Raw genomic sequence first — 22,664 nt, forward strand, 5'->3', positions numbered from 1 at the left:
TTTATCGGTCCCAGAATAATCCCGACCCACCATCTCCATACTTAGCCTGGTGCATGCCCCTGCTCCAATCATTTTCCGTTGTTAGATCCCACCAGCTCCCTGTCTTTCGATTTACGACGTCGGCGCCGAACTGCCCAGACTTCGTCACTGTGAGATGCGCCAATGACGGATCGTTGGCAACTCGCATCTCAAATTCTGCGTCCATTCGCTGTCCAACATACAACCGCTCTTTTGTTGCGGCCCTCGTGAGATGGAGTGCCCTGCCTTCCTCAGTTGTAGCTGTTTTCGCTCGGTCCAACGATCTCTCTATCGACGCTAGCTGCCGGTCGGTCATGCCATTGTTCGCGCGCGCCAACACTGCACTCCTTGTATCTTGCGCGTGCTTCGTCAGTGCGGCGGTGTCCGCACATGAAAGCCCCCAAGGATCGATCCATCCGAGTGAATTCGGCGCGTACTGGAACAGGTTCGTGCCGCCGGCGAGCCCGATTGGATCCGGGTTGATGAACCGCTCGATGTCCGGATCGTAGAACCGGAAGGTGTTGTAGTGTAGCCCCGTCTCGCGGTCCAGATACTGCCCCTGGAAACGCAGGTTCTGCGGCCGCGGTACGTGCGCCGGCGCTGCCGCTGGCTGCATTTCGTCCCATACCGGCGGCGGCCGCTGCGGTGCTCGTGCGATCCATTCCTCCTGGACCGCATTGCCCCACACCTTGTAGCGCGCCTGCCAGACCAACTCGCCGTCGACGTCGGTCAGTTCTTCGGGCAGCCCCGACACGTCGTTATGGAAATAGTAGACCGTGTCACGCGCGTTGGCATCGTTCGCCGCTGGCGTCGCCTGATCGATCCGCGCGAGCGGCACGTAGCTATCCGGCTCGTATAGGTACGTCAGCGCCTCTTCGCCGAGGCGGTCGTGATAGATCTCCTGTACGAGTCGCATGCCGTCCCACAGGAAATCCGTGCTCGTGTAGCTGCCGTTGAGCTTGCGGATCCGCCGGCCGAACGCATCGTATTCGAAGTGTGTGGTCGACACACCGAGCCGGTCCTTGGTCACGACGGTCTTCAGTTGATTCCAGTCGTCGTATTCGAGCGTCTGCTCTCTGGCGGGGCCGTGGCCGCTCAGCTTGCGCACAAGCCGCCCGTACGCGTCATACTCGAAGCGCTTGTCCTCGAACATCTTGAGCCGGTTGTGTTCGACGTAGCCACCCGGGTGGCCGCTCGATACCAGGTTCGCGGCGGCATCCCAGCGGAACACCTCGGACGGCAGGCCTGGCCCCGTCGCCTGCTCAATGCGGCCGGTTGGGTCGTAACTGTAGTTCGTCGTCCCGTAGCGCTGATCGCGCTTCTGGACGACGTCGCCAGCCGCGTCGTACTGCCACTGCTTGGCCAGAAGCGCGTCCGCCGATGCACTGCGCTGCGCTGCCGCTCGCGCGCGGCGGCCGACGGCGTCGTAGCCGAACTGGCTGGTCAGCTTGCCCTGCCTGCGCAGTACCTCGCGGTGCAGATCGTCGCGCTCGATATCGGCGATCGCCGTGTCGTCGACGCGGATCTGGTGCATGTGACCGGAGCCGTAGTGCAACCAGTCGATCGTCTGCTCGCCCGAAACGGTCGTGCTGACGCGATTGCCGAGCTCGTCGTACGTCTGCGCCAGCCACCCGGCCGGTGTGTACTCCTCGAGCACCTCGCCGCGCGCGCCGTATTTCAGGGTGACGCGGTTCTTCAGTGATGGACTGCGGCCGGTCAACGCGTACAGCTCGCCCGATGCGATCCGGCCCGCCTTGTCGTACCGATATTCGCAGCGCTCGCGGGCAGCTTGCTTGGCGACAAGCTGACCGATCGCGTCGCGCTCGAACGTGGTCTGGAGCTTCCCCTCGCGCAGCGCGATGCCCAGCCCGCGCACATCGTATTCGTACGCGCGTGCGTTGCCGTCGAGCCCAACTTCCTCGACCAGCAGGTCGCGGCGATCGTAGCGAAAGCGATAGGTCTCGCGGTTCTCGTTCGTCAGGCTCGCTAGCCGGAATGCATCGTCGTAGCCGAAGCGTACGACACGATCGACCGCGTCGGTGCGCGACAGCAGCAGGCCGCGCGGATTCAGTTCATAGCGCGTGCGGCGCTGGTTCGGATCGACGACTTCGACGAGCCGGCCGGCGTCGTCGTAATGGAACATCTGGCGGGAGCCGTCGGCCGTCGTGATCGCCATGACGCGGCCCATCGCATCGGCTTCATACACGGTGGCCTGGCCGGCGGCATCGGTCACGCGCGCGAGCACACCGCGCGCGTCGTACGCGAAGCGGGTGGTCTTGCCTGAACAGTCGATATAGGCGGTCAACTGCGCACGCGCGTTCCATTGAAGGAATTTGTAGCTGCCACGAGCGTCGCGGATCGTGTGCACAAGGCCGCGCTCGTCCCGGTGATACTCGGTCGCAAAGCCAGCCGGATCGCGCGTCATCGTCAGGTTGCCGAGATCGTCGTAACGGTAAATCCAGCGCGAACTCGCCGGATCGGTTTCCGCTACAGGCAGGTCGTAGTACCCATTCCACTCGGTCCGCTCAACCTGCCCAAGGGCATCGATGCGCTGCGTCTGACGCCCGCGCTCGTCATATTCGAAGCGGGTCGTGTTCCCGGCCGGATCGGTCGTGCTGATCAACTGCCGCTTTGCGTTCCACTCCAACTGCCACACATGGCCTTCTGCATCCGTATGGCTCGTCGGCTGCCGATCCTCGTTCCACGTCCAGCGGGTAACGCGACCGAACTGTTCGGATTCAAACCCGGCGAGCGCGTCTACCTCTCCTTCGACTTTCGCTATCGCCAGATCTTCATCGGCCCAGACTTCGGATGAGCATGCGTGGCTCTTGAAGCGCAAACTAGACGAACAAAGGACCGCGGCCAGCGGTCCTTTTTCTTACATTGGATAGTCCGTTGACCCGGAGTCAACAAACTCTTCCAAATTCAATCGTTCTCTTTCAAGGAATTCATTCAAATCAGATACTGAAGAGATATCAATATAGGAACCAACCTTGTCATAGTTAGGATCGAACCCGTTATCAATATCACTCTTTAAAAAAATTGCATATCGAATCTTGAATGATGCATTTTCAGGCGCACAAACAGGCCTAAATTCTGATCCACCAAGCATTGCATTAGGCGGAGTTCTCAACGGGTAAGGCGCCTGAGAATTTTCACTTAATTTAATTTCAATCCATTTCCTTTCCAATGGATTTTCCGAGGCAAGCTCTTTAACAAGAATTTCCCCTTGCAAAAGCTTCTTGAATTTTCGAGAGTCAACGTTCATCGGCTTCACCACGGAAAGAAAATATGAATAACATCACCATCCAACTGGTGGACCTGCAAGTGCGGTAAAGCTCCATCCGGATTATCTGGACCGTGCCCCATAACTCGACCGGGGTTGTTCGGGTCCTTGACATCATCCCAATGGTAAGTTCCATTTTTCGTGGCTTTACCAGTCTGATACTCCATTATATTTTTTGTCGATGGCCCACTTTCCCCCGTCATATTCTTGTAATCATGGCCGAGGTAGCGTTCCATAAACAATTTTTGGGCTTCGGAACGAGATGAAACGGTAACCTTTTTTGCACCAGCATCTAATTCCCGGTTCGCCTGCTTTGCGCTTCCTCCGCATGCCGCCAACCCCCACGGATCAATCCACGCAAGCGGATTGCCATTGGCGTACTGATACAGGTTCAGCCCGCCCGCTAATCCGATGGGGTCCTGGCTGATATAGCGACCAATGTCGGGATCGTAATACCGATGCAGGTTGTAGTGCAACCCAGTCTCACGGTCCAGGTACTGCCCCTGGAAACGCAGATTTTGCGCCCGCGGCACATTAGCAGGCACTGGCGCCATCGCTTGCACATCACCCCATTTCGGTGTTGGCTGCTGCGGCGCCCGCGCGATCCACTCCTCCTGCACCGCGTTGCCCCACACCTTGTAGCGAGCCTGCCAGACCAGTTCGCCGTCGACGTCGGTCAGCTCTTCGGGCAACCCCGACACGTCGTTATGGAAATAGTAGGCGGTGTCGCGCGCATCGTCATCGTTCGCCGCGGGCGCCGCCTGATCGATCCGCGCCAGCGGTACGTAGCTGTTGGACTCATACAAATACGTCAGCGCTTCCTCACCCTGACGATCGTGGTACGTCTCCTGCACGAGCCGCATGCCATCCCACAGGAAGTCCGTACTCGCATAACCCCCATTGAGCTTCCGAATCCGCCGGCCGAACGCATCGTATTCGAAATGCGTCGTCGCGATGCCAAGCCGGTCCTTCGTCACGACGGTCTTGAGCTGATTCCAATCGTCGTACTCGAGAGCCAGTTCTTTGGAAGGCCCGTGACCACTCAACTTGCGAACCAGCCGCCCATATACGTCGTACTCGAAACGCTTGTCCTCGAACATCTTGAGCCGGTTGTGCTCAACGAAGCCCCCGGGGTGATCGCTCGACACCAGGTTCGCCGCCGCATCCCAACGAAACACTTCCGACGGCAACCCCGGTCCGGCCGCCTGTTCAATGCGCCCCGTCGGGTCATACCGATAGCTTGTCGTGCCATAGCGCAGATCCCGCTTCTGGATCACTTCTCCCGCAGCGTCGTATTGCCATTGCTTCGCAAGCAACTCATCCGCCGACCGGCCTCGCTGCGCAACGTGTCGAGCACGACGGCCCACCGCGTCATACCCGAAGTGACTCGTAAGGTTGCCTTGCGTCCGCAGAACTTCCCGATGCAGATCGTCGCGCTCGATGTCAGCAATTGCGGTACCGTCAACGCGGATCTGGTGCACGTGCCCCGAACCGTAATGCAGCCAATCGATCGTGCGCTCGCCCGAGATCGTGGTGCTGACGCGGTTACCAAGCTCGTCATAGGTATGCGCAAGCCAGCCCGTCGGCGTGTATTCCTCGAGCACCTCACCGCGCGCCCCGTACTTCAGGCTGACCCGATTCTTCAGCGACGGCCCACGAGCAGCCAGCGTGTACAACTCGGCCGACACGATTCGGCTTGCCTTGTCGTACAGGTATTCACATCGTTCATGCGTGGTTTGCTTCGCCGTCAGTCGTCCAATCGCATCGCGCTCGTATCGCGTCTCGATCGTTCCATCCCGCACGATCGTACCTTGGCCGCACACGTCGTATTCGTAAGTGCGCTTGTGCCCGTCGAGCCCGATCTGTGCAGCCACCAAGTCTCGACGGTCATACTGAAAGCGATACGACTCACGATTCTCATTGGTCAAGCTCGCGAGCCGGAACGCATCGTCGTAGCCGAACCGCACAACTCGATCAGCCGCATCCGTGCGAGACAACAACAATCCACGCGGATTGAGCTCATAACGCGTGCTGCGCTGATTCGCATCAACAACTTCGACGAGACGCCCAGCCACGTCATACCGGAACGTCTGACGCGCACCATCCGCCGTCCCGATCCCCGTGACCCGCCCCATTGCATCCGTTTCGTACACGGTCGACTGTCCGGCCGCATCGGTCACACGAGCGAGCGCACCACGCGCGTCATACGAAAACCGCGTGACCTTGCCGGAACAATCGGTATACGACGTCAACTGCGCGCGGCCATTCCACTCGAGGAACTTGTACCCACCCCGCGCATCGCGAATCGTATGCACCAGCCCGCGCTCGTCCCGGTGATATTCGGTCGCAAAACCCGCCGGATCGCGCGTCATCGTCAGGTTGCCGAGATCGTCGTAACGGTAAATCCAGCGCGAATTCGCCGGATCGGTTTCCGCTACAGGCAGGTCGTAGTACCCGTTCCACTCGGTCCGCTCAACCTGGCCAAGCGCGTCGATGCGCTGCGTCTGACGCCCACGCTCGTCGTATTCGAAGCGCGTCGTGCTCCCGGCCGGGTCGGTCGTGCTGACCAACTGCCGCTTTGCGTTCCACTCCAACTGCCATACATGGCCTTCGGCATCCGTATGGCTCGTCGGCTGCTGATCCTCGTTCCACGTCCAGCGCGTAACGCGACCGATCTGATCGGTAATCGTCACCGAACGCTGCGCGAGGTCCGCATCGAATGTGTACGCTTCGCCGTCGTTGGTCCAGTGGCGCACGACGCGCGCATCGCGACCAACACCCTGCCACGCATAGAAACACTGCAGGCCGCCACGCAGCGTGTGCTGGACCATCAGTCCATGCTCGTATGCAAAGCGTCGCCCGATATGGCCGCTACGATCGGTAACGGCCACCAGTTCGCCGGTATGGCTGTACGCGTACCGCACCAGCGTGTCGGGTTGTTCACCGTCAACGCCACGGGTCAATTCGATCGCGGCAATACGTTGCGGATGCAACTTGTCGTAGGACAGTGTCAGCAAGCGACCGGCGCTATCGTGCAACCGAACGGGCCGCACGACGTCATCGTGAGCTTCTTGCTCCACCTCGATCCAGTTACCGTTGCGATCCTCGAGACGCCTCAGCTTGAGCGCTTCGCTACCCGCATCGGTACGAGCACGGCCGAAATCGCGATACACACCGTCGACCGTTTCGACCACATAGTGGCCACCCTCGGTGCAGATCAGGTAAATGCCTTCAGGCACGCTGAAATGGCTCTCACCCGGCGGCACCGCCGGAAACACGATATCGCGCCCCTGCTCGTCCCAGTACGTGATCGATGCAACTTCGTCATGTTCGCGCGCGAGCCGCAACTCGACGCTGATCGGCACGCTCCATCCCGTCCCGAACAGGCTGTCGGCACGATCATCGAGGCTGCTATAGAAGCGCTGCCAAACGATCGGCAGCGGCCCGGGCAGCACGAAGTCGGTATCGTCCGTGCCATCGAGAACCTTGCTGCCGGTGATGACGTTAACCGGATGCCCCGCCGAAGGCCGCGCCAGACTACCCAGCCAGGTACCGAACGCACTCGCCGCAAAATTGACTGCAAGACACGGCACCTTGCTCTTCAGAAAGTCGCCCCAGCTCATCTTCCCGCGGCCACACACCGCGAGCGCAATACCGAGCGCCGCCCCCAGCCACCCGAGCCGCGTGGCCGACTTCACGTCCCGCACCCGCTGCGTCCCACCGCCGATGAAGACGTTGTCCGAGCCTTCGGCAATCGTCCCGTCGCACGTCGTCTTGTCGCCAACCCGCGCAGCCGGCTGATCGTTGATATAGACGCTGCCCGACCCGTCGGCAATCATCTGCGGCCCGGGATGATCGGTACACGCAACGGTATCGAGATCGCCCGGCTTCGCCGCCCGTGAAGCCGGCTTGTTGTTGACGTAAACGTTCCCCGACCCGCTCGCGATCTTGCCTTTGATCACGGGCGGCACGATCGAATTGGCCAGCGCCTTCGCGCCGTCGTCGATGGCCTCGTTCATACCGCTCGCTTCCATCAGCGCGCCGGAGCCGACCGCCACGCCCACGCCGATCGCAATCACGAGCGGTGTCGCCAGCCCCATCGTGCCGATCTCGAGCGCAGCGAGGCCGGCGAACACCAGCCCTTCCATCGCCTCCGCCACCAATGCACCGACGATGGCGCCGCCGACCACGGAGCCGACCGTGCCGACAAGCTCACCCATGAACGACGTGTGCTGGATCGGATCTTCGAAGCGAGCGGCCGCGAAGTTTTCCGCGCTCACGACGCGTCACCCGGCCCGAGCAGGGACGGCCGCGCCGCGCGCGGCTGGAAACTGGCGAGCATGCGCTCAGCGATCGCCTGCTGTTCTTCGGTCAGCGGTGCGGCGCTGGTCAACGTCATCACCAGCACGCGGCCGGCGTCGTCCGACGGAAACATCGTCTGCACCTGGTGCCAGAGCCTGCCGTCCCGTTCAAGCGTGGAATCGATCTGAATGCCGGCTCGGGAACCGACCGTCACCGGCCGACGCGCCGTCTCGGTCAACATCTTCGCGTCGCGCGACGCCACTTCCCATTCGCGCGCGACGAACGCGTCGAGATTCTCCCCGTCACGCAACCGCCCGCGGGCGATCACGAGATTGAGGCCGCCGGGGCCGGCGTTCATCATCAGGATGTTGACCGTACGGTCGAGCGCCGCGTCCGGCAGTTCGAAGGTGCCTTCGTGGATTGCGTAGTGCATGGCTGGTTTCGTTCGTTTTATTTGTTGAGATCGATGCGCTGGCCGTTGACCATCACGCCGTCGTCGGTCATCAGGATCACGGAGCCCTTGTGCTCGAGGCGAATGCCTTCCGGCGCGAGCGAGATCGAGCTGTCCATCACCTTCAGCAGGATGCCGCGTTCGGCCACGTAGACCTGCGTACCGCCGCCCCCATCCTTGGCCGGCGTCATCACCTCGACGGTGGTCGCGGTCGTGCTGCGCTTCTCGGCGATCGTCTCGGTCAGGTTGCCCTGCGGAATCTGCTTCTCTTCGCTGCCCGTCGCCACCAGCACGGTACGCATCGGCCCGAGCACCTTGTGCGTCTCGTTGTTCTCGACGACGGTGTTCATGTCCTTCTGCGCGTGCATGAAGAATTCCTGCATGCCGTTCGTGTCGGTCATGCGGATTTCGTTCGACCCCTGCCCCTTGTGCGTCTGGCTCTTGATCCCCATCGTCTGGCCGGCCGCACCGTGATACGGATTACCTTGCTCGCCGTTGAACACGCGGCCGACGATCACCGGGTTATCCGGATCGCCCTGGTTGAACGCGACCAGCACTTCCTGCTTGATCCGCGGAATCGCGGCCGCGCCCCAGCCGTCGCCCGCCCACGGTTGCGAGACGCGCACCCACATCGAATCGGAGCCATCCTTCTTGCCGCGCCGGTCCCACGGGAAGTGCACCTTCACGGCGCTCCCGTTGGTATAGATTTCCTCGCCTTTCGGCCCGACGACGATCGCCGACTGCGTGCCGTGAATCACCGGCTTCGGCGTGCCGCGCGACGCGCGATACGGCACCTTCTTCGGCAGCAACGCGAAGCTGTTGCGGTACGGCAGTTTGGCGCTGTGCTGCGTGTAGTCGTTCACCGCCTCGTGACGCACCTGCAGGATCACGTATTCCTGGTTGTTCGCGAGTACCGGGTGATTCGCCACGGTGACGGCTCCGGCCGTGGTCATGCGCCACGCATAGCCGCCGCCGGTAAAGCGATGGGCCTGCGCCTCCTCGGCCTCCATCGCGAAACGGGCGTAGCGGTTGCCGTCGTCGCCATGGTCATACAGCGACTGGTGCTCGAACCGCTCGGTCGCGTCGAGCCGCGCGTGCTTGAGGTTCTGCGACCCGGCCTCCACCAGCATCAGCGGCGACGAAGGGTTCTGGTGGTTGAAGTCGCGGAACGTGACCTTGCCGACGCCAAAGCGCCGGCCTTCGTGCAGCTGGTCAATGCCGCTGTCCTCACTCGCCTCGGTGGCCGCGAACGGCACCGTCGCGAGCCCGTCGATCGGGCGGAACAGCAGATTCGAATCGCCGATCACGAGAACGTGCCTGTCCTTCTCGTAGCGGTGCGTCCAGACCAGCCCCTCCTGCTCCATCAGCCGCGCGCAGAAGTTGTAGTAGCTCTCCTGGTACATCACGACATACTCGAGCGGCTTCTCGTTCGTCCGGATATCGAACACGAAGTCGGAAAAACCGTGCTCCTGGAAAATCTCGGTGAGGATGTCCTGCGCGGTCTTGTTCTGGAAAATCCGGCAGTCGGTCGAGCGCGTCAGGAACCAGAACCACGGCACCGCCGTGAGGTGATACTGCGTGACGTTCCCGGGATTGCCGGCCCGGTCGAACGACGCCACATAGCCGTCGAAGTACCGGTCGTTGTCGACGGCGCCCGACGCGACGACGCGCTCGAGCGTCGACAGGCGCGCCTGCTGGTCGAACCGGATCTTCACCTGCTGGCCGATCAGGTCCTCTGGGCGCAGGTCGTGGCGATGCGACAGCAGGTCGAGGTGGATCTCCGGCAACCGGTTCACGTGCTCGTCGACGACGGCCGCGCTGACCAGGAGAACGTCCGGGCCGAGCGGCGTATCGAGCGTCACGTAGCGGTTGAGCTGGGTCAGGCGCGCGGGATTGGCGGCGCCGTTGATCGCCTCGGCGATCGCGCCGGGCGTCTTGTCCATCAGCGAGAAGCCAGTCTGCGCGAGCTGCATCGCGCGCTGGACGGTGTCGACGTGCCCGGCCAGGCCCGCGAGCGGCCCGAGGCTGCCGGCGACACTCGACGCAACCGGGCCGGCGAGCCCGCCGAGCGCGCTCAACGAGCCGAACGCACTGCCGCCCAATCCAGTGGGAATACCCCCGTTCGGAGCGAAACTCATTCTTGTTCCTTCTTGTGTTCTCAGGTTCCAGATGCCGGCTGACCGGCCCGAAGCCCCGATAATGTAGGACAAAACCCGGACGCGTGAAAGACGCCCGCAAACGTTTCCGTTCGGGCCCTCGATAATACAAAAACGCGGACTGGCGGCTGGCCGACCAAACGCGGCTGCCCATGCCGAAGCACCGCGCCGGCACGCGCGGAACACGACACAATCTGCATGAGACGTGTGACAGATCCGTACGGGGCGACGCATCGCCCCCTGTCACGATGAAATTGAGCGGACTCCCGGGAAGGAACCGGGCGCACGAAGGCGCGGCGGTGCGGCGACACTCAATCGATCAACGCGTTCGATAGCGTGATTTCCGCCGCTGGCAACCGCCCGCCTCCCCGATCGAGGCAACCGCCCCGTCACCGCGGCGACACCACGATCGCCGCCCGCCGGTTCTGCGCGCGGCCTCCCGACGTCTTGTTGTCCCCGACCGGATCGCTCTTGCCCTTTCCGACGACCGCGATGCGCTTCGCATCCAGCCCGACGTCGATCAGTTCAAGGGAAACGACCTCCGCCCGCCGCCTGGACAACTCGAGGTCATACTCGTCCACGCCTTCCTCATCCGAGTAGCCATAGACCCGTACGCCGTTGATTCCGGCGGACCTGAGCGTGCGACCGATCCTTTCGACGATCCGCCGCACATCGGGCTTGAGGTTGTAGCGATCGAAATCGAACAGGATCGGCCCGGTCGAGCCGAACTCGAAACCCTGCTCGGTTTCCTGAAAGCCGGCCGACTTGAGCGCCGTGACCTGCGTCTGCGTCAACCCACGATGAAGCGGCGGCGCCTTGCAACCTCCGAGCAGCATGCACAAAAGCAGCGCGCTGCCGACGCACAAGCGCCCAATGCCCACCGGAAACATGTTGTTCATCATTGACCCCTTCGATTGCACCCGCATCGCGAGCGCTCTTTCAACCCACTGCCGCGGCCTCGCCCGCAGCGTGAAACGATGAACCTCAAGCCGCCCCCGCGACCCCTTCCGCCAGTTGCCACGAGCCTGGCCGGGCGCGCTTGGCGCGGTACATCGCGGCATCCGCCGCCCGCAGCAAGCCGCTCGCATCCGACGCGTGATCGGGATACAGCGCAACGCCGGCACTCATCATGGTGGCCACCACGCGGCCGTCGGACAGCTCGATCGACGGCGCCATGCCGGACAATATCTCGTCAGCAATACGACACACGCTACCCGCTTCGCGCACGGCCGGCAGCATCACCGCGAATTCGTCGCCGCCCAGGCGGGCGACCAGGTCGGCTTCGCGCACCTGCTTGCGCAGCCTTGACGCGATGCCGATCAGCACCGCATCGCCGGCGTCATGGCCGAGGCAGTCGTTGATTTCCTTGAAGCGGTCGCAGTCGAGATACAGGATCGCGACCCGCTGCCCCGTTACGCCGGCTTCGCCGAGGGCGAGCGCGAGCCGCGACTCGAACTGCACGCGGTTGGGCAGCCCCGTGAGCGCATCGTGCGTCGCCTTGTGTTCGAGCGATGCATTCTCGTCGCGCAGCGTGTTCTGCCAGTCTTCGAACTCGTCGAGCAGTGCATTGAAGTCGTCGCCAAGCTGGTTGAGCTCGGCAATCGCCACGGGCTCGACGCGCTGCGCGAACGCACGCTCGCGGCGCACCGCGTGGGCCACGCCGGCCAGCGCGCGCAACGGCGAAACGATGTTGCGCAGCAGGCGCTTCGAGCTGATATAGGCGCCGATCACGCTGACGGCGAGGCAGCCGAGAATGCCGCCCACGCCGCCCAGCAGGAATCCGAAGAACTGATGGCCGCGGCCGCGCACGACGACGTGCCCGACGACGATACCGTCATGCACCACCGGCGCCGTCACGGGCCCGGGCAGCGCAAGGTCGGCGACGCCGCGCTCGAGCCGCGCGATCCCGCTGCCGGCGGGCAGCTGCCACGTCGCGAACGGCTGGCCCTTGCTATCCGTGACCACGACCTGCGCGACGTCTTCATCGCTGGCGATCAGCCCGATCGCCTCGGCCGCCGCGACGCGGTCGCCAAACACGAGCGCCGCCTCGACCGTATAGCCGAGCGAGCGGGCCAGCAGGTTCAGGTTGTTGCCGGCATACGCGCGCAATGCGATCACGGCCACCACGATCAACGACACGGCGGCCATCGCGACGGCGACGAACGCGAGGCGCAGGTGCGCGCGGCGCAGTACGCTTTGCAGCGTCGGGCGCGGCACGCGCGACAGGGAAACGGGCGGGGCGTGCCGTGTCATGGTGCCCCCGGCCGCCGCGCGAGATTGAGCACGTTCGGATGCACGCGCACCCCGCTGCGGGCAACGGCGTCGAGATTGATGTCGAACGACACGCGTTCGCCGTCGACGTTGAGGCAGAACATGCCGCCCGCGGTGCAGGATGGATCGTGTTCCGAAATCGTCAGCACCGGATGGCCGGCCACCGCAGCTCTCACGCGCGCTCTCTCATCTGCGCTCAGGTTGCCGAGATAGACGACGTCGCAGGCGATACCGAGCGCGGGATCGTCGAAGCGCACACGCTGCACGTCGAGCAGCGTCGAGCCGGCCTGCAGTGTGTCGGTCAGGCCGCGCGCATAGTCGGGCCGGCCCGTGACGCACAGATGCAGGCGAACGGGTGTCGTCGGCCAGTGGGTGAAGCTGATGATGCCCAGCACGACCTGACGCACGGCCGTGTCGTGTGACGCCATGGCGGGATCAGCAGGGCTCGCGGCGGCAACGATGCGCACCGTGTCGACCGGATCGTCGGCGCCGGCGGTAGCGCCGGCGAGCATGGCCTGTGCCGCTCCCAGAACGCAAACGATTGCGATCAGCGCGTGGCGCAGCGGTGCGGTTCGGCCGGGGTGGCCGGGCGCCGCTCGCGCGGCGATTGCCGCCGCGCCCGCTGGCGTCGCTGCAGTCACGAGACTGGCAGCCGACGCGCACACTTTCGCATCCATGATGGCAACATCCGCTGGCGTCGCTCCGGCGCTGCCTCCCGCCTCCCTCCATGCGCGTGCAGGCACCGAATTACGCGCATGATGGCTTCATCTTAGGTAAAAATTCGCATGACCAACCAGTGGGAAACACCCGCGAGAAACGCTGGAAAGTATGCGGAATCGGCGCTGGGCGCGCGAACGTGTTTGCCGATGTCGATCCGGTGTCGACGTCGGGAAATTGATCAGCGGATTGGACGCTCAGGGACGCCAAACTTCATACGTTCCGTCGTGCGATGTCGCCGCCGACACATCGCATTGAAAGCGTCGGGCAGGAATGACGCGCGTCGATATACACGCACTCGCGCGGTGGGGACGTTGTTCGCGATGACTTGAAGACGCGGTGAACGACTACCGCCCGTCAGCTTCCTCGACGAAAATCTCAAACCATGCGTTCATCACGGCCCAGAAGTCCACGTGCTCAAGCTCGGTCGGACGTTCGTGCCACGCTATCCATCCCATCGGGTTGCCATCATCGGCCCCTTCACTCGAATCGACGCACAGCCAATCGCCGCTGCCGTTATGAAACACGGTCCGCACGCGATCCGGGTTCATGCCGAGCTTGCGGGTCTCGGCAGATGTCAGGTCAAGCTTGTCCGTCAGCGCCGCCTGATCGGCGAGCGGCAGCGGCCCCATCGAATTCGCGGGAAAGAACGTCCAGCCGTCATGCACGGTTTGATGGAAAAGCCGCAGCGCCTCGGGCAGTGCGGCCCAGAACGGCGCATCAACCGGCACCGGCCCACGCAAGGGCGCACGACCGATGAAGAAATTCAGGTCGTCGTGCTCGATCGTGTACGGATACAGCAGCACGACGTCGCCACCGTCGTGGCGGAACACGGCCGGACGCGCGAGCTTGTCGCGAAAGAATTGCGCGACGGCCGGCAATCGTTCGATGATGCCGGCCCACATCTGCATGAGCGTATCCGCCAGCACGTCGTCCGACGCGGCGAGTAACGCGCGCCAGGCAGGCGGCACATCGACATCGGCCGGAATCTCGTGCGCCGCGAGCCAGACGCTGCCGCTCGCACGGAAGCGCTTCAACTCCGCCGCATATACCGGTGCGGTCAACTCGATCATTGCGTGTCACCCTCGAATGCCGGAACCCGCGCATTCTACTGCCCGCGTCGTCACATCGATCGCGCATGGCCTGCGCCCGGGCCACCTGCCATGCGCAGGCCATACGCGTCTTCTTGGTGCCACACGCCACCGCGAGTATGCTTGCAGTTCGCTAACCGTCATTCACCACCACCGATGGATTTCGACGTCATCGTTCTAGGCGCAGGCATCGTCGGCGTCTCCGCAGCACTGCACCTGTAGGATCGCGGCCGCAAGGTCGCCCTCGTCGGTCGCGGCGCACCCGGCGAAGGCACGAGCTTCGGCAACGCAGGGCTGATCGAGCGCTGCATCGGCGAGCACGACGCGCTGATCGCGCGGGCCGGCGCCGGCGAGCTCATCCGCGCAAACGGCTGGCTGGAAGCGTTCCGCACGCCGGCCGCATTCGAGCGCGGCGTGGCCGACGCCGGACTCACCGCGCGCCGTCGTGGGCTCGGCATCACGCCGCTCGATGCCGCCGCGCTGCACTGGCTCGATCCGAAAAGCGTCGTCGACCCGTCGGCGCTCGTCAAAGCGTACGCGCAACTCTTCGTGCAAGGCGGCGGCACGCTGCTGACGACCGGTGTCGAAATCGCCCGCCGCGGCGTGCCGCCCACCGGCGTGCAACTCGAACGCGCGGAACGCGTCGCGCGGCCGGTGTTCGGTTTCGGCGAGCGGCTCGACCCGCAACCGTGGCTCGGCTTCCGGCCGTGCACGCCCGCCCAGTCACGGTTGCGTGCCAGACAAATCGAGCGCAGCAGCCAATTCGTCACGCAACGCAGGCCACAATTCAGCAAACACGCGCAGGCCTTCATCGCGAACGACTTGCTGCAGTCCGGCACACAGCTCGGCGAGCACGCCGTGCCCAACCGACAGGAAACCACCGCTCAGGCCGTGTAGTTCGCGTACGACGGTCTCCGCATCCTGCCCCCCCAGCGCGCGCTCGATCGACGCGAATGAAGCCAGTGTCACCTTGCGCATCGCAGCCATCATGGACGTCGGCAACGGCCGGTCATCGTGCCCGACGGGCGTCGACAGGCTCTCGCCCACCTCATCGACAACGACACGAAACGCCCGCTGCAACGCGTGCAGCGACACCGGCTTCGGCAGCAACGCGCGAATCGACGTGGCCACGCGGCGCTGCTCCTCCAGCGGCCCCGCATGCGCCGTCATCGCCAGGACAGGCAACTGCGCATCGCGCGCGTGAATCGTGGCCGCCAGCGTCCAGCCGTCCATGTCGGGCAGGCCGAGATCGGTCAACACGACGTCGAAGCCGCCGCGCGCAAGCGTGGCCAGCGCCTGCTCGCCGTTTTCGACAATCGTCACGTCAATACCGAGTTCGAGGCACTGATCGGCCAGCAGCAACCGGCTCGCGGGATGATCCTCGACGGCGAGCACGCGCAGCGGTGCGGCATCGTGCCCGACCAGCGGCGCCAACGCGTCCCGCACATCGGCCGCCGGGCCGGCTGCCGGCGGGTTGACCGTCACCGGCAACGGCAGGCCGACACGGAACGTGCTGCCCTCGCCGGCCGCGCTCGACACCGTAAGCTCGCCACCCATCGCGTCGACCAGGCGACGGCACAGCGCAAGACCAAGCCCCGTGCCGCCGAACTTGCGATGCGTCGAGTCGTCAGCCTGCCGGTACAACTCGAAAATCGCCGCATGGGCAGACGGCGGAATGCCTATTCCCGTATCGACGACACGGATCTCGACCGCATCGTCTCCGCCCGCGAACAACATCACGTTGCCGGCCTCGGTGAACTTGATCGCATTGCCGATGAGATTCGAGACGATCTGGCGTATCCGGATCGGATCGCCGACGCGGAACGGCGCAAGGTCTGACGCGATGTCGCAGCCAAGCCGCAGCCCTTTCGCCCCGGCGAGCGGCCGGAACGACTCGACGACATCGCGCAACAGTGCCGCGCAGTCGAACGGCACGGCATCGATGCGCAACTGCCCGGCTTCGACCCTCGACAGATCGAGCACGTCGTTGAGAATATGCAGCAACGCGGACGACGACGAATCGGCAATCTCCAGGCGCCTGCGCTGTGTCTCGGCGAGCGGCCCGCGCTTCATCAATTCGAGGTTGCCCATCACGGCGTTGAGCGGCGTACGGATTTCGTGGCTCATGGTGGCGAGGAACACCGACTTCGCCCGGTTCGCCTGGTCGGCCGCTTGCCTGGCCTCGACGAGCGACTGCTCGGCCAGCTTGCGCGCGGTGATGTCGTTGACGGTCGCGAGCAGCGCATTCGCGCCGCGATATTTGACGCGCGCGACGTTGACAAGCAGATGCGTGTCGTCCTCTCCGGCGCCGGCAGCTGCTAGCGTGATTTCGTGACCGCTCGCCACGTGACGGCGCGTGTTCGGACTCGCCTCCGCCGACTGCGAGAACTGCCTCCAGATGCGCCGCGACAACGGTTCGTCGGATGCGTAGCGCGCCATCGCTTCATTTCGCAGCAGCACCGCACCGTCGACTTCGCCGATCAGCGCCAGGCCGACCGGTGCGGTGCGGATCAGCGTGCGGTTGAGCCGCTCGCTTTCCTGCAGACGCGATGCACGCCGATAGGACGGCACGAGAATACGACGGTTGATCAGCACCACACCGCCGAGCAGAAATACGAAGCCGAACAACGCGGCACCGGCGATTTCGAGCAGACGGGCCGCGACGCCGCGTATCACGGCGCTGACGGGATAGACATAGAGCAGCGTCCAGTCCGTGCCCGGAATCGCATCGCTCGTCGCGAAGCGCCCGTCGCGATACGTCCGTTCGATCGCAGTCGCGCGCTGGCCCGCCAGCGAATGCGCCGCACGAGTCAGGTCGGTTTGCTGTTCCGACGACAACAGGATGCGACCGTTGCGGTCGACAACGGCGAACGCACCACCGCGGGCGCCGTCGTCAAGCGCGGCGACAAGACGCTCCGGGCGAACCGTATGGATGACCAGAGCCACCGGTCGGCGGTCTCGGTCGAACGACCAGGCTTCGACGCGCAAGGCCGGCTCGTCCGTCAATGGATCGTCGCCCGGCGGCACCCAGATCAGGTTCTCCGGCGCTTGCCCGGGGGACACCGCCGCGTCGCGCACCAGCATTGCGACATCGGGCCACGCGCGCAACAGCAATCCTGGCAACTGCTCCGCGCGTGCGCGCGATACGCGTTGCGTCGTGCCGGGTCGAAAGAGCTGCGACACCATGACGAAACGGCCGGTCGCACCGATGACGTACATCGCGCTTACCAACGGACGCGTCACCTTCACCCATTTGCCGCCCTCGCCAAGACGTTCGCCCAGCACCAGTAGTGCGCGATAGTCGGCCGCGGGATGCTTCGCGTCGACAACCCCCGCCACCGCGTAGGCGCGATCCATTTCAGGGCGCTCAAACAGAAACAGGCCCTTCTGCGCGACGAAAGCGTCCTCGAACATGCGATCGGGAAGCGCATGTTCGTCCCACGCGCCTTCCACGGTGGCCACCCCGCGCTTCAACAACTCACTGTTCTCCGACATGCGGATCAGCAGTTTCGCCCGGGTCTCCCTGAAATGCCCGCTCATCCCGGCCTGGAAATCGCCGATCTCACCGAGCGCAACCGCGCTCGCGCAAAGCAGGATAAACAGGCCGAGCACGCCGCCGCCGCCATAGAGCAGCCGGCGCTGATACGCGCGCATCCATTCGGGGTCGAACCGCTTTCGGCGAGCCGGACGATTCCGGCGACGCAGCCACCCGCGAAACGGGCTCATCCAGGTGCGACTCAATCAGCCGCGCCGGTGCCGCCGGACTTCGACGCGTCAAGCGAACCGTCGTACGTGAACAATTCGGCGTCTCGGGTAATACCGAGTTTGCGCATCGCGGCGAGCTTCTGCGCGCTGATGGTTTTCTTGCTGCGATGGAGTTTTTCGGCGATTTCGGTCACCTTGTATCCCTCGCGAAACAGTCTGACGATTTCCGATTCCCGGCTAGACAGCGCACCGCCGCCGTCGGCATCGGCCTTCTCGAGCAGCGATGCGATCGTCGGCGACAGATACTGTCCGTTCGAAAAAGCCGCATGCACGGCAGCCACCAGGTGCGACATCGGATCGGATTTGCTCGCGATGCAGTTCACGCCAAGCTGCTGAACGGCGCGAAAAACCGCGGGAGAATTCAGCATCGTCACCGTGACGATACGCAGTTGCGGATAACGCCGCCGCAGGAATGCGATCAGCGCCTGACCGTCGCCGTATTGCCCGGCCGGCATCACGTAGTCGAGCACGAGCACGTCGCACGGCGTCGCATCGAGCGCCTCGACCAGCGCGGTCGTGTCCGGAACGATGCCGACGACATCGATGGTCGGCATGCCGCCCAGCCCGTGCGCGATGCCGTGCCCCGTCACCGGATGATCGTCCGCAACGATCACCCGAACCGAAAATTCATTCATCGTACCCGCTCTCCGGAAGGCAACACCGATCAGCCTGGCACTGCGTTCATCTCGTTTCCGTTTCGAGCGAATTATATCCTTTCATCTCACAAATATGCCTTGCTTCAAGAGGCACCTTCCATGAAGGTCGATTTGCCGAATTCGACCAAACATGCAATCTCGATAAAAACGCCGCTAGTTGTAGTTGACGGTCACGGCAAGCTGGCCGTCCGCGCTTCCCGGCGTGATCTTCGCCGCGCTCTGGTAGTAGGACGCCCGCAGCGCAATCGTATGATCGGCCGCGCCCTTCGTGTCGAAGGTGTTCATCGTTTCGAGCGCGACAGGCGTGCCGTCGGCCCGCGTGACGCGGATGCCGATGCCTTTCGCGGACGAATTCGACGACAGCTTGAACACACCGTTTTTCGCATCGATCGAGCCTGCGGGAGAAACGAGCTGATAGCCGATCCGGGCGACTTCGGCGGGACAATTTCGAAACGCGAGATCGAAGCCGACGGGCGGCGTCGTATAGCCGATGCCCGTGAATTTGTCACCCCGGTTACGCGTGCCGAGATCGACTGCCACGTCGGAGGTCTGGCATGCCGCCGATCCGAATTCGACGCTTCCGGTCGCGGCTATGCGAACGAACGTGTTCCCATCGAGGACTTGCTGGGCGGTCGGCACATCCACGGAAGACACCGTCCCGGCGGAAATCGGGCCGGTCTTGACAAACGCGTACGTTACGACATACGCCGGCGATCCCCATTGAATGTTGTAGGAACTCAGCGTCCACGAGGATGGCGCGAAAACCGCCTCGCTGTAGATCGACAGCTTGACACCGACTCCCTGCACGCCGGTCGGAAAGACCTTGTCTGTCGCGGCGCCATGCGGCGTCGATACCGGCAGGAACGACGCCGGAAAACTGCTTGAACATTGCGAAAGAATACGCTCGTTCGCATCGAACCCGGTATTGAACGAGAACTTGGCGATGACGGTTCCGATCGGTGCATCGCGCGGCACGTTGAACTTGCCGGACAGGGCAACCTTCGCCTGATACGGGGAACTGTAATTGGGATTGACCCAACCGCAGCTCGCCGCACTCGCTTCCATCGAGCAGGCAACCAGCGCCAGCAGCGGCAAACATTTCAGCACGCGAAAAAAGATCTTCATGTCGCTTCCTGTTCCGGTACGCAATAGACCGGTCCTTACGGGTTGATAGGGATACGCCGTGCCCACCGAGTGCGGTGTGCGCCGGAATCACGACTTCGGGGAGACCGCCCGCGTCGACACCATCGGCGCATAGTCGGCAGCCCGCCCCGGGATGCAAGGCAGATCGAGGCGTTGCGGCGGCTGGTATTTCGCGGTGCGCTTGCGCATCGGCAGCGAATACGACAGCTTGCAGATCGCCGCGTCGTTGCCGGCTTCCCACCGCATCGTCAGTTCGCCCTGCTCGGCGAGCCCGCGGGCGAGCAGCTTGCCGCCCTGCCCGACAACGCCGACATCCTTGCCCTGCTCGTCGGCGACGGTGGCGCCGAACGGCACCGGCGAGCCGTCGGCCGTCCGCGCGTGAATCACCGCGGACCGGCCGTACGCCGTCTTGAACACGACGATCGGCACCGCACCGGCGACCGGCGCGACGCGCCGGCTCGTTTCCTTCAGCTCGACGTCCGTCGACAGCCCCTTCGGATCGATGCCGATGTCATTCAGCGCGAACGGTGTCAGGTAAGGCACGATCGCGTAGCCGCGTCCGTCGATACGCACGCCGGACATGTTGGTGATGCGCGCCCCGGCCGCATTCGGCGCCTCGACGATCGCGAAGGTTTCCGCCAGCGGCTGCGACAACGTCACGCCGCCGCGATGCGCGACGAGCGCGCCGCGTGCACCGAACGAATACTGCTGATAGTCCGTGCCAGCGCCGACACTGCCCGACAGCTCCGCGCCCCGGCCGCGGTACATGATGTTCGCGCCGCCGCTCGTCTGCGCGCCACCCGACCGGCGGCTGTGGTCGACGTTGACGCCATACGACAGATCGTTGTCGACGCCGAGCGCGCCCGACAGGCTCGTCTGCATCTGCGTCGCGCCGCGCGTGTCGTGATTGAAGCTCGTCGACACCGTCGCCGGCCGTGTCTTGCCGAGCGGAATCGATACGCCGACGAAGTAAAGCGTGCTCGACGTGCCCCATGCGTCGCGCTGCCGGGTCGCCGACACGTTGTACGACAGGTTGCGGAACGTGTTGCTGTAGCCGAACGAATAATTGACATCCGAGCCGCGCCGGTTCCAGTAGGTCGCTGCCGATGCGGTGAGGCTCAGGTTGCCGCCGCGCTCGCCGAGCCGCTGGCTCATGGTCAGCGACGCGCGGTTGCGCTGGCGGTAGAGCCCATCCGACGGAATGCGGACTTTCGCCTGATCGCGCGCGTACATTGCGTCGTTCAGCGCGAAGAACCCGTTCGTCGAATAGCGGTACGCGGCGATCGACACGTTCGTGCCGGTTTCCGCGAATGCCTTGGCGTAGCTGATCCGGAAACTCTGTCCGGAATAGCGCCGCTCGCCGGGAATCTGTGTCACGGCCTGCGTCACGTCCGCGCCGAACGCGCCCCACGACGTGTTCAGCACGCCACCGACCATCGCGGACAGATAGCCTTGCGCGAACGTCGCGCCGCCATACCCGGTCAGCAGGTTCGTGACGCCGCGTTGCCAGGTCGCCTGCGCGAAATACGGCGTCGTATTCTCGAGGTTGCGCACGACACCCGTCGTGAAGCTGTAGCGATTCTGCCCCGGGCGCAGTGACAGCGGCACCGACGCATACGGCACGGAGAACGTGTGCACCGAGCCGTCGGCTTCCTGCACTGACACCTGCAGATCGCCGCCATAGCCGGTCGGATACAGATCGTCGATCACGAACGCGCCCGGCGCGACCGTCGTCTCGTACAACCGCATGCCGTTCTGCGCGATCGTCACTTTCGCGTTGGTAGTCGCGATGCCGCGCACGATCGGCGCATAGCCGCGCTGCGACTCCGGCAGCATCCGGTCGTCGGTGAACACGCGCACGCCGCGAAACGACGTCGCATCGAACAGCTCGCCGGACGTATACGAATCTCCGACGACGAGCTGCGACGACCAGGCGCCCAGATCGCGTTGCGCATAGGTCGCGATGTTCTGGTACTGCCGACGGCCGCGGTCGTCCCAGTTGAACGCGCCGCTATGCCGGAAATGCCAGCGCCCGTAGTTGAAACCGCCGTCGACGCCGACGAAGCCTTGCGTGCTCGCCGATCCGCCGCCGATGCGCGAATGGTAGGCGTTGACGTTGTAGCCGAGCATCGCGACAGGCGCGCCCTCGGTCCATTGATCGGGGCTCACGTAGCCGCGCGCGTGGCGCACCAGCGAGATCTGCGGGATGCTCAGGTCGAGCCGCTGCTCGTTGAAGTCGAAGCCGACCGACGCCTCGGGAATCAGTTGGCCGATGCGCATGCAGGCGCCGTCGACGAGAATCTGCTTGGCGAGGTCAGCGGGCAGTTTAGCCAGGTCGACGCCCACTTTCCGCAGCAGATGCTCGTCAAAACACGGTTGGGCATCCAGGGTGTTCGGCGCGGATTTGAACGGCACCTCGGCCCGCCCGATCCAGCGGTCGCCGACATAGATATCCGGGCTGTACGTGCCGACCCGCACGACATTGCGCCGCGCGAAGCGCGATACGTCGATCGCGCCGCCCTGCTGGTTCAGAAAGCCGCCCTCGAACTCGACCTGCGCGAATTCGGTCTGCGCGAGCTGCATATACCCCGGTTCGAGCCGGGCGAGCTGCTGTGCGCCGGTTCCGATCCGTTCGACAGGCGTCGAGCCCGCATCGGCCCGCGCATCCGCATACGCATACACATGCCATCCCGCACCGATCGTGAGGAGCAGCGCGCAAATCGGCCTCAACCTCAGATGGGGTGCCATCCGCATACTCGTTTGTCGCCGCTCCAACATGCAACCTTCCCTCGTCATTGTTGATTTGAT

General features: G+C 64.0%; 13 protein-coding genes and 1 pseudogene. 1 reads left to right on the forward strand and 13 read right to left on the reverse strand.

Annotation, left to right across the window (positions count from 1 at the left end):
* Position 1: 1 nt before the first annotated feature.
* From LGN19_RS08130 to LGN19_RS08170, 9 genes are all read right to left on the reverse strand, one after another.
* Positions 2-2,857, reverse strand: a complete 2,856-nt coding sequence (locus LGN19_RS08130; RefSeq protein WP_226213900.1) for an RHS repeat-associated core domain-containing protein — start codon at positions 2,855-2,857, stop codon at positions 2-4.
* Positions 2,858-2,896: 39 nt separating this feature from the next.
* Complete coding sequence (locus tag LGN19_RS08135) at positions 2,897-3,286, reverse strand: hypothetical protein (RefSeq protein WP_143331071.1); 390 nt, start codon at positions 3,284-3,286, stop codon at positions 2,897-2,899.
* Positions 3,287-3,291: 5 nt separating this feature from the next.
* Positions 3,292-7,584, reverse strand: coding sequence for an RHS repeat-associated core domain-containing protein (locus LGN19_RS08140; RefSeq protein ID WP_226213901.1), 4,293 nt, complete (start codon positions 7,582-7,584; stop codon positions 3,292-3,294).
* Positions 7,581-8,039 (reverse strand): DcrB-related protein, encoded by a 459-nt coding sequence (locus tag LGN19_RS08145; protein ID WP_174956003.1) that lies wholly within the window; start codon positions 8,037-8,039, stop codon positions 7,581-7,583. Before LGN19_RS08145 ends, LGN19_RS08140 begins: the two co-directional genes overlap by 4 nt.
* Positions 8,040-8,056: 17 nt before the next feature.
* Positions 8,057-10,195 (reverse strand): type VI secretion system Vgr family protein, encoded by a 2,139-nt coding sequence (locus LGN19_RS08150; protein WP_226213905.1) that lies wholly within the window; start codon positions 10,193-10,195, stop codon positions 8,057-8,059.
* Between the two features lie 407 nt (positions 10,196-10,602).
* On the reverse strand, positions 10,603-11,112 hold the full coding sequence (locus tag LGN19_RS08155) for an OmpA family protein (protein WP_122949599.1): 510 nt from the start codon (positions 11,110-11,112) through the stop codon (positions 10,603-10,605).
* An 85-nt stretch (positions 11,113-11,197) separates the two neighbouring features.
* Entirely contained in the window at positions 11,198-12,466 is a 1,269-nt protein-coding gene (locus LGN19_RS08160; RefSeq protein WP_122947797.1) for a diguanylate cyclase domain-containing protein, read from the reverse strand.
* Positions 12,463-13,161, reverse strand: a complete 699-nt coding sequence (locus LGN19_RS08165) for a YfiR family protein (protein ID WP_226213907.1) — start codon at positions 13,159-13,161, stop codon at positions 12,463-12,465. Before LGN19_RS08165 ends, LGN19_RS08160 begins: the two co-directional genes overlap by 4 nt.
* A gap of 387 nt (positions 13,162-13,548) precedes the next feature.
* Positions 13,549-14,106, reverse strand: coding sequence for an SMI1/KNR4 family protein (locus tag LGN19_RS08170; RefSeq protein ID WP_226213908.1), 558 nt, complete (start codon positions 14,104-14,106; stop codon positions 13,549-13,551).
* 342 nt (positions 14,107-14,448) lie between these two features.
* Between LGN19_RS08170 and LGN19_RS08175 the strand changes: the two are divergent.
* Positions 14,449-15,009, forward strand: a pseudogene (locus LGN19_RS08175) (NAD(P)/FAD-dependent oxidoreductase); the annotation flags it as partial.
* 6 nt (positions 15,010-15,015) lie between these two features.
* Here the strand turns inward: LGN19_RS08175 and LGN19_RS08180 are convergent.
* The 4 genes from LGN19_RS08180 to LGN19_RS08195 form a co-directional block, all read right to left on the reverse strand.
* Positions 15,016-17,946: an ATP-binding protein gene (locus tag LGN19_RS08180; RefSeq protein WP_226213909.1), complete on the reverse strand. Its 2,931-nt coding sequence runs from the start codon at positions 17,944-17,946 to the stop codon at positions 15,016-15,018.
* 83 nt (positions 17,947-18,029) lie between these two features.
* Positions 18,030-18,692 carry a response regulator gene (locus LGN19_RS08185; protein WP_226213910.1) on the reverse strand — a complete coding sequence of 221 codons (663 nt, stop codon included), beginning with the start codon at positions 18,690-18,692 and terminating at the stop codon, positions 18,030-18,032.
* Between the two features lie 174 nt (positions 18,693-18,866).
* Positions 18,867-19,838, reverse strand: coding sequence for a fimbrial protein (locus LGN19_RS08190; RefSeq protein ID WP_226213911.1), 972 nt, complete (start codon positions 19,836-19,838; stop codon positions 18,867-18,869).
* Between the two features lie 87 nt (positions 19,839-19,925).
* A complete protein-coding gene (locus tag LGN19_RS08195; RefSeq protein ID WP_226213913.1) occupies positions 19,926-22,604 on the reverse strand; it encodes a fimbria/pilus outer membrane usher protein in 2,679 nt (892 codons plus the stop codon).
* Positions 22,605-22,664: the final 60 nt, after the last annotated feature.

The sequence above is a fragment of the Burkholderia sp. AU30198 genome (assembly GCF_020419825.1).
Taxonomy (GTDB): Bacteria; Pseudomonadota; Gammaproteobacteria; order Burkholderiales; family Burkholderiaceae; genus Burkholderia.

Bases quoted from the DNA above. Each gene is read 5' to 3' on its own strand.
- LGN19_RS08135 (WP_143331071.1), bottom strand. From the start codon at position 3,286: ATGAACGTTGACTCTCGAAAATTCAAGAAGCTTTTGCAAGGGGAAATT.
- LGN19_RS08145 (WP_174956003.1), bottom strand. From the start codon at position 8,039: ATGCACTACGCAATCCACGAAGGCACCTTCGAACTGCCGGACGCGGCG.
- LGN19_RS08150 (WP_226213905.1), bottom strand. From the start codon at position 10,195: ATGAGTTTCGCTCCGAACGGGGGTATTCCCACTGGATTGGGCGGCAGT.
- LGN19_RS08155 (WP_122949599.1), bottom strand. From the start codon at position 11,112: ATGAACAACATGTTTCCGGTGGGCATTGGGCGCTTGTGCGTCGGCAGC.
- LGN19_RS08160 (WP_122947797.1), bottom strand. From the start codon at position 12,466: ATGACACGGCACGCCCCGCCCGTTTCCCTGTCGCGCGTGCCGCGCCCG.
- LGN19_RS08165 (WP_226213907.1), bottom strand. From the start codon at position 13,161: ATGGATGCGAAAGTGTGCGCGTCGGCTGCCAGTCTCGTGACTGCAGCG.
- LGN19_RS08170 (WP_226213908.1), bottom strand. From the start codon at position 14,106: ATGTGGGCCGGCATCATCGAACGATTGCCGGCCGTCGCGCAATTCTTT.
- LGN19_RS08180 (WP_226213909.1), bottom strand. From the start codon at position 17,946: ATGCGCGCGTATCAGCGCCGGCTGCTCTATGGCGGCGGCGGCGTGCTC.
- LGN19_RS08185 (WP_226213910.1), bottom strand. From the start codon at position 18,692: ATGAATGAATTTTCGGTTCGGGTGATCGTTGCGGACGATCATCCGGTG.
- LGN19_RS08190 (WP_226213911.1), bottom strand. From the start codon at position 19,838: ATGAAGATCTTTTTTCGCGTGCTGAAATGTTTGCCGCTGCTGGCGCTG.
- LGN19_RS08195 (WP_226213913.1), bottom strand. From the start codon at position 22,604: ATGGCACCCCATCTGAGGTTGAGGCCGATTTGCGCGCTGCTCCTCACG.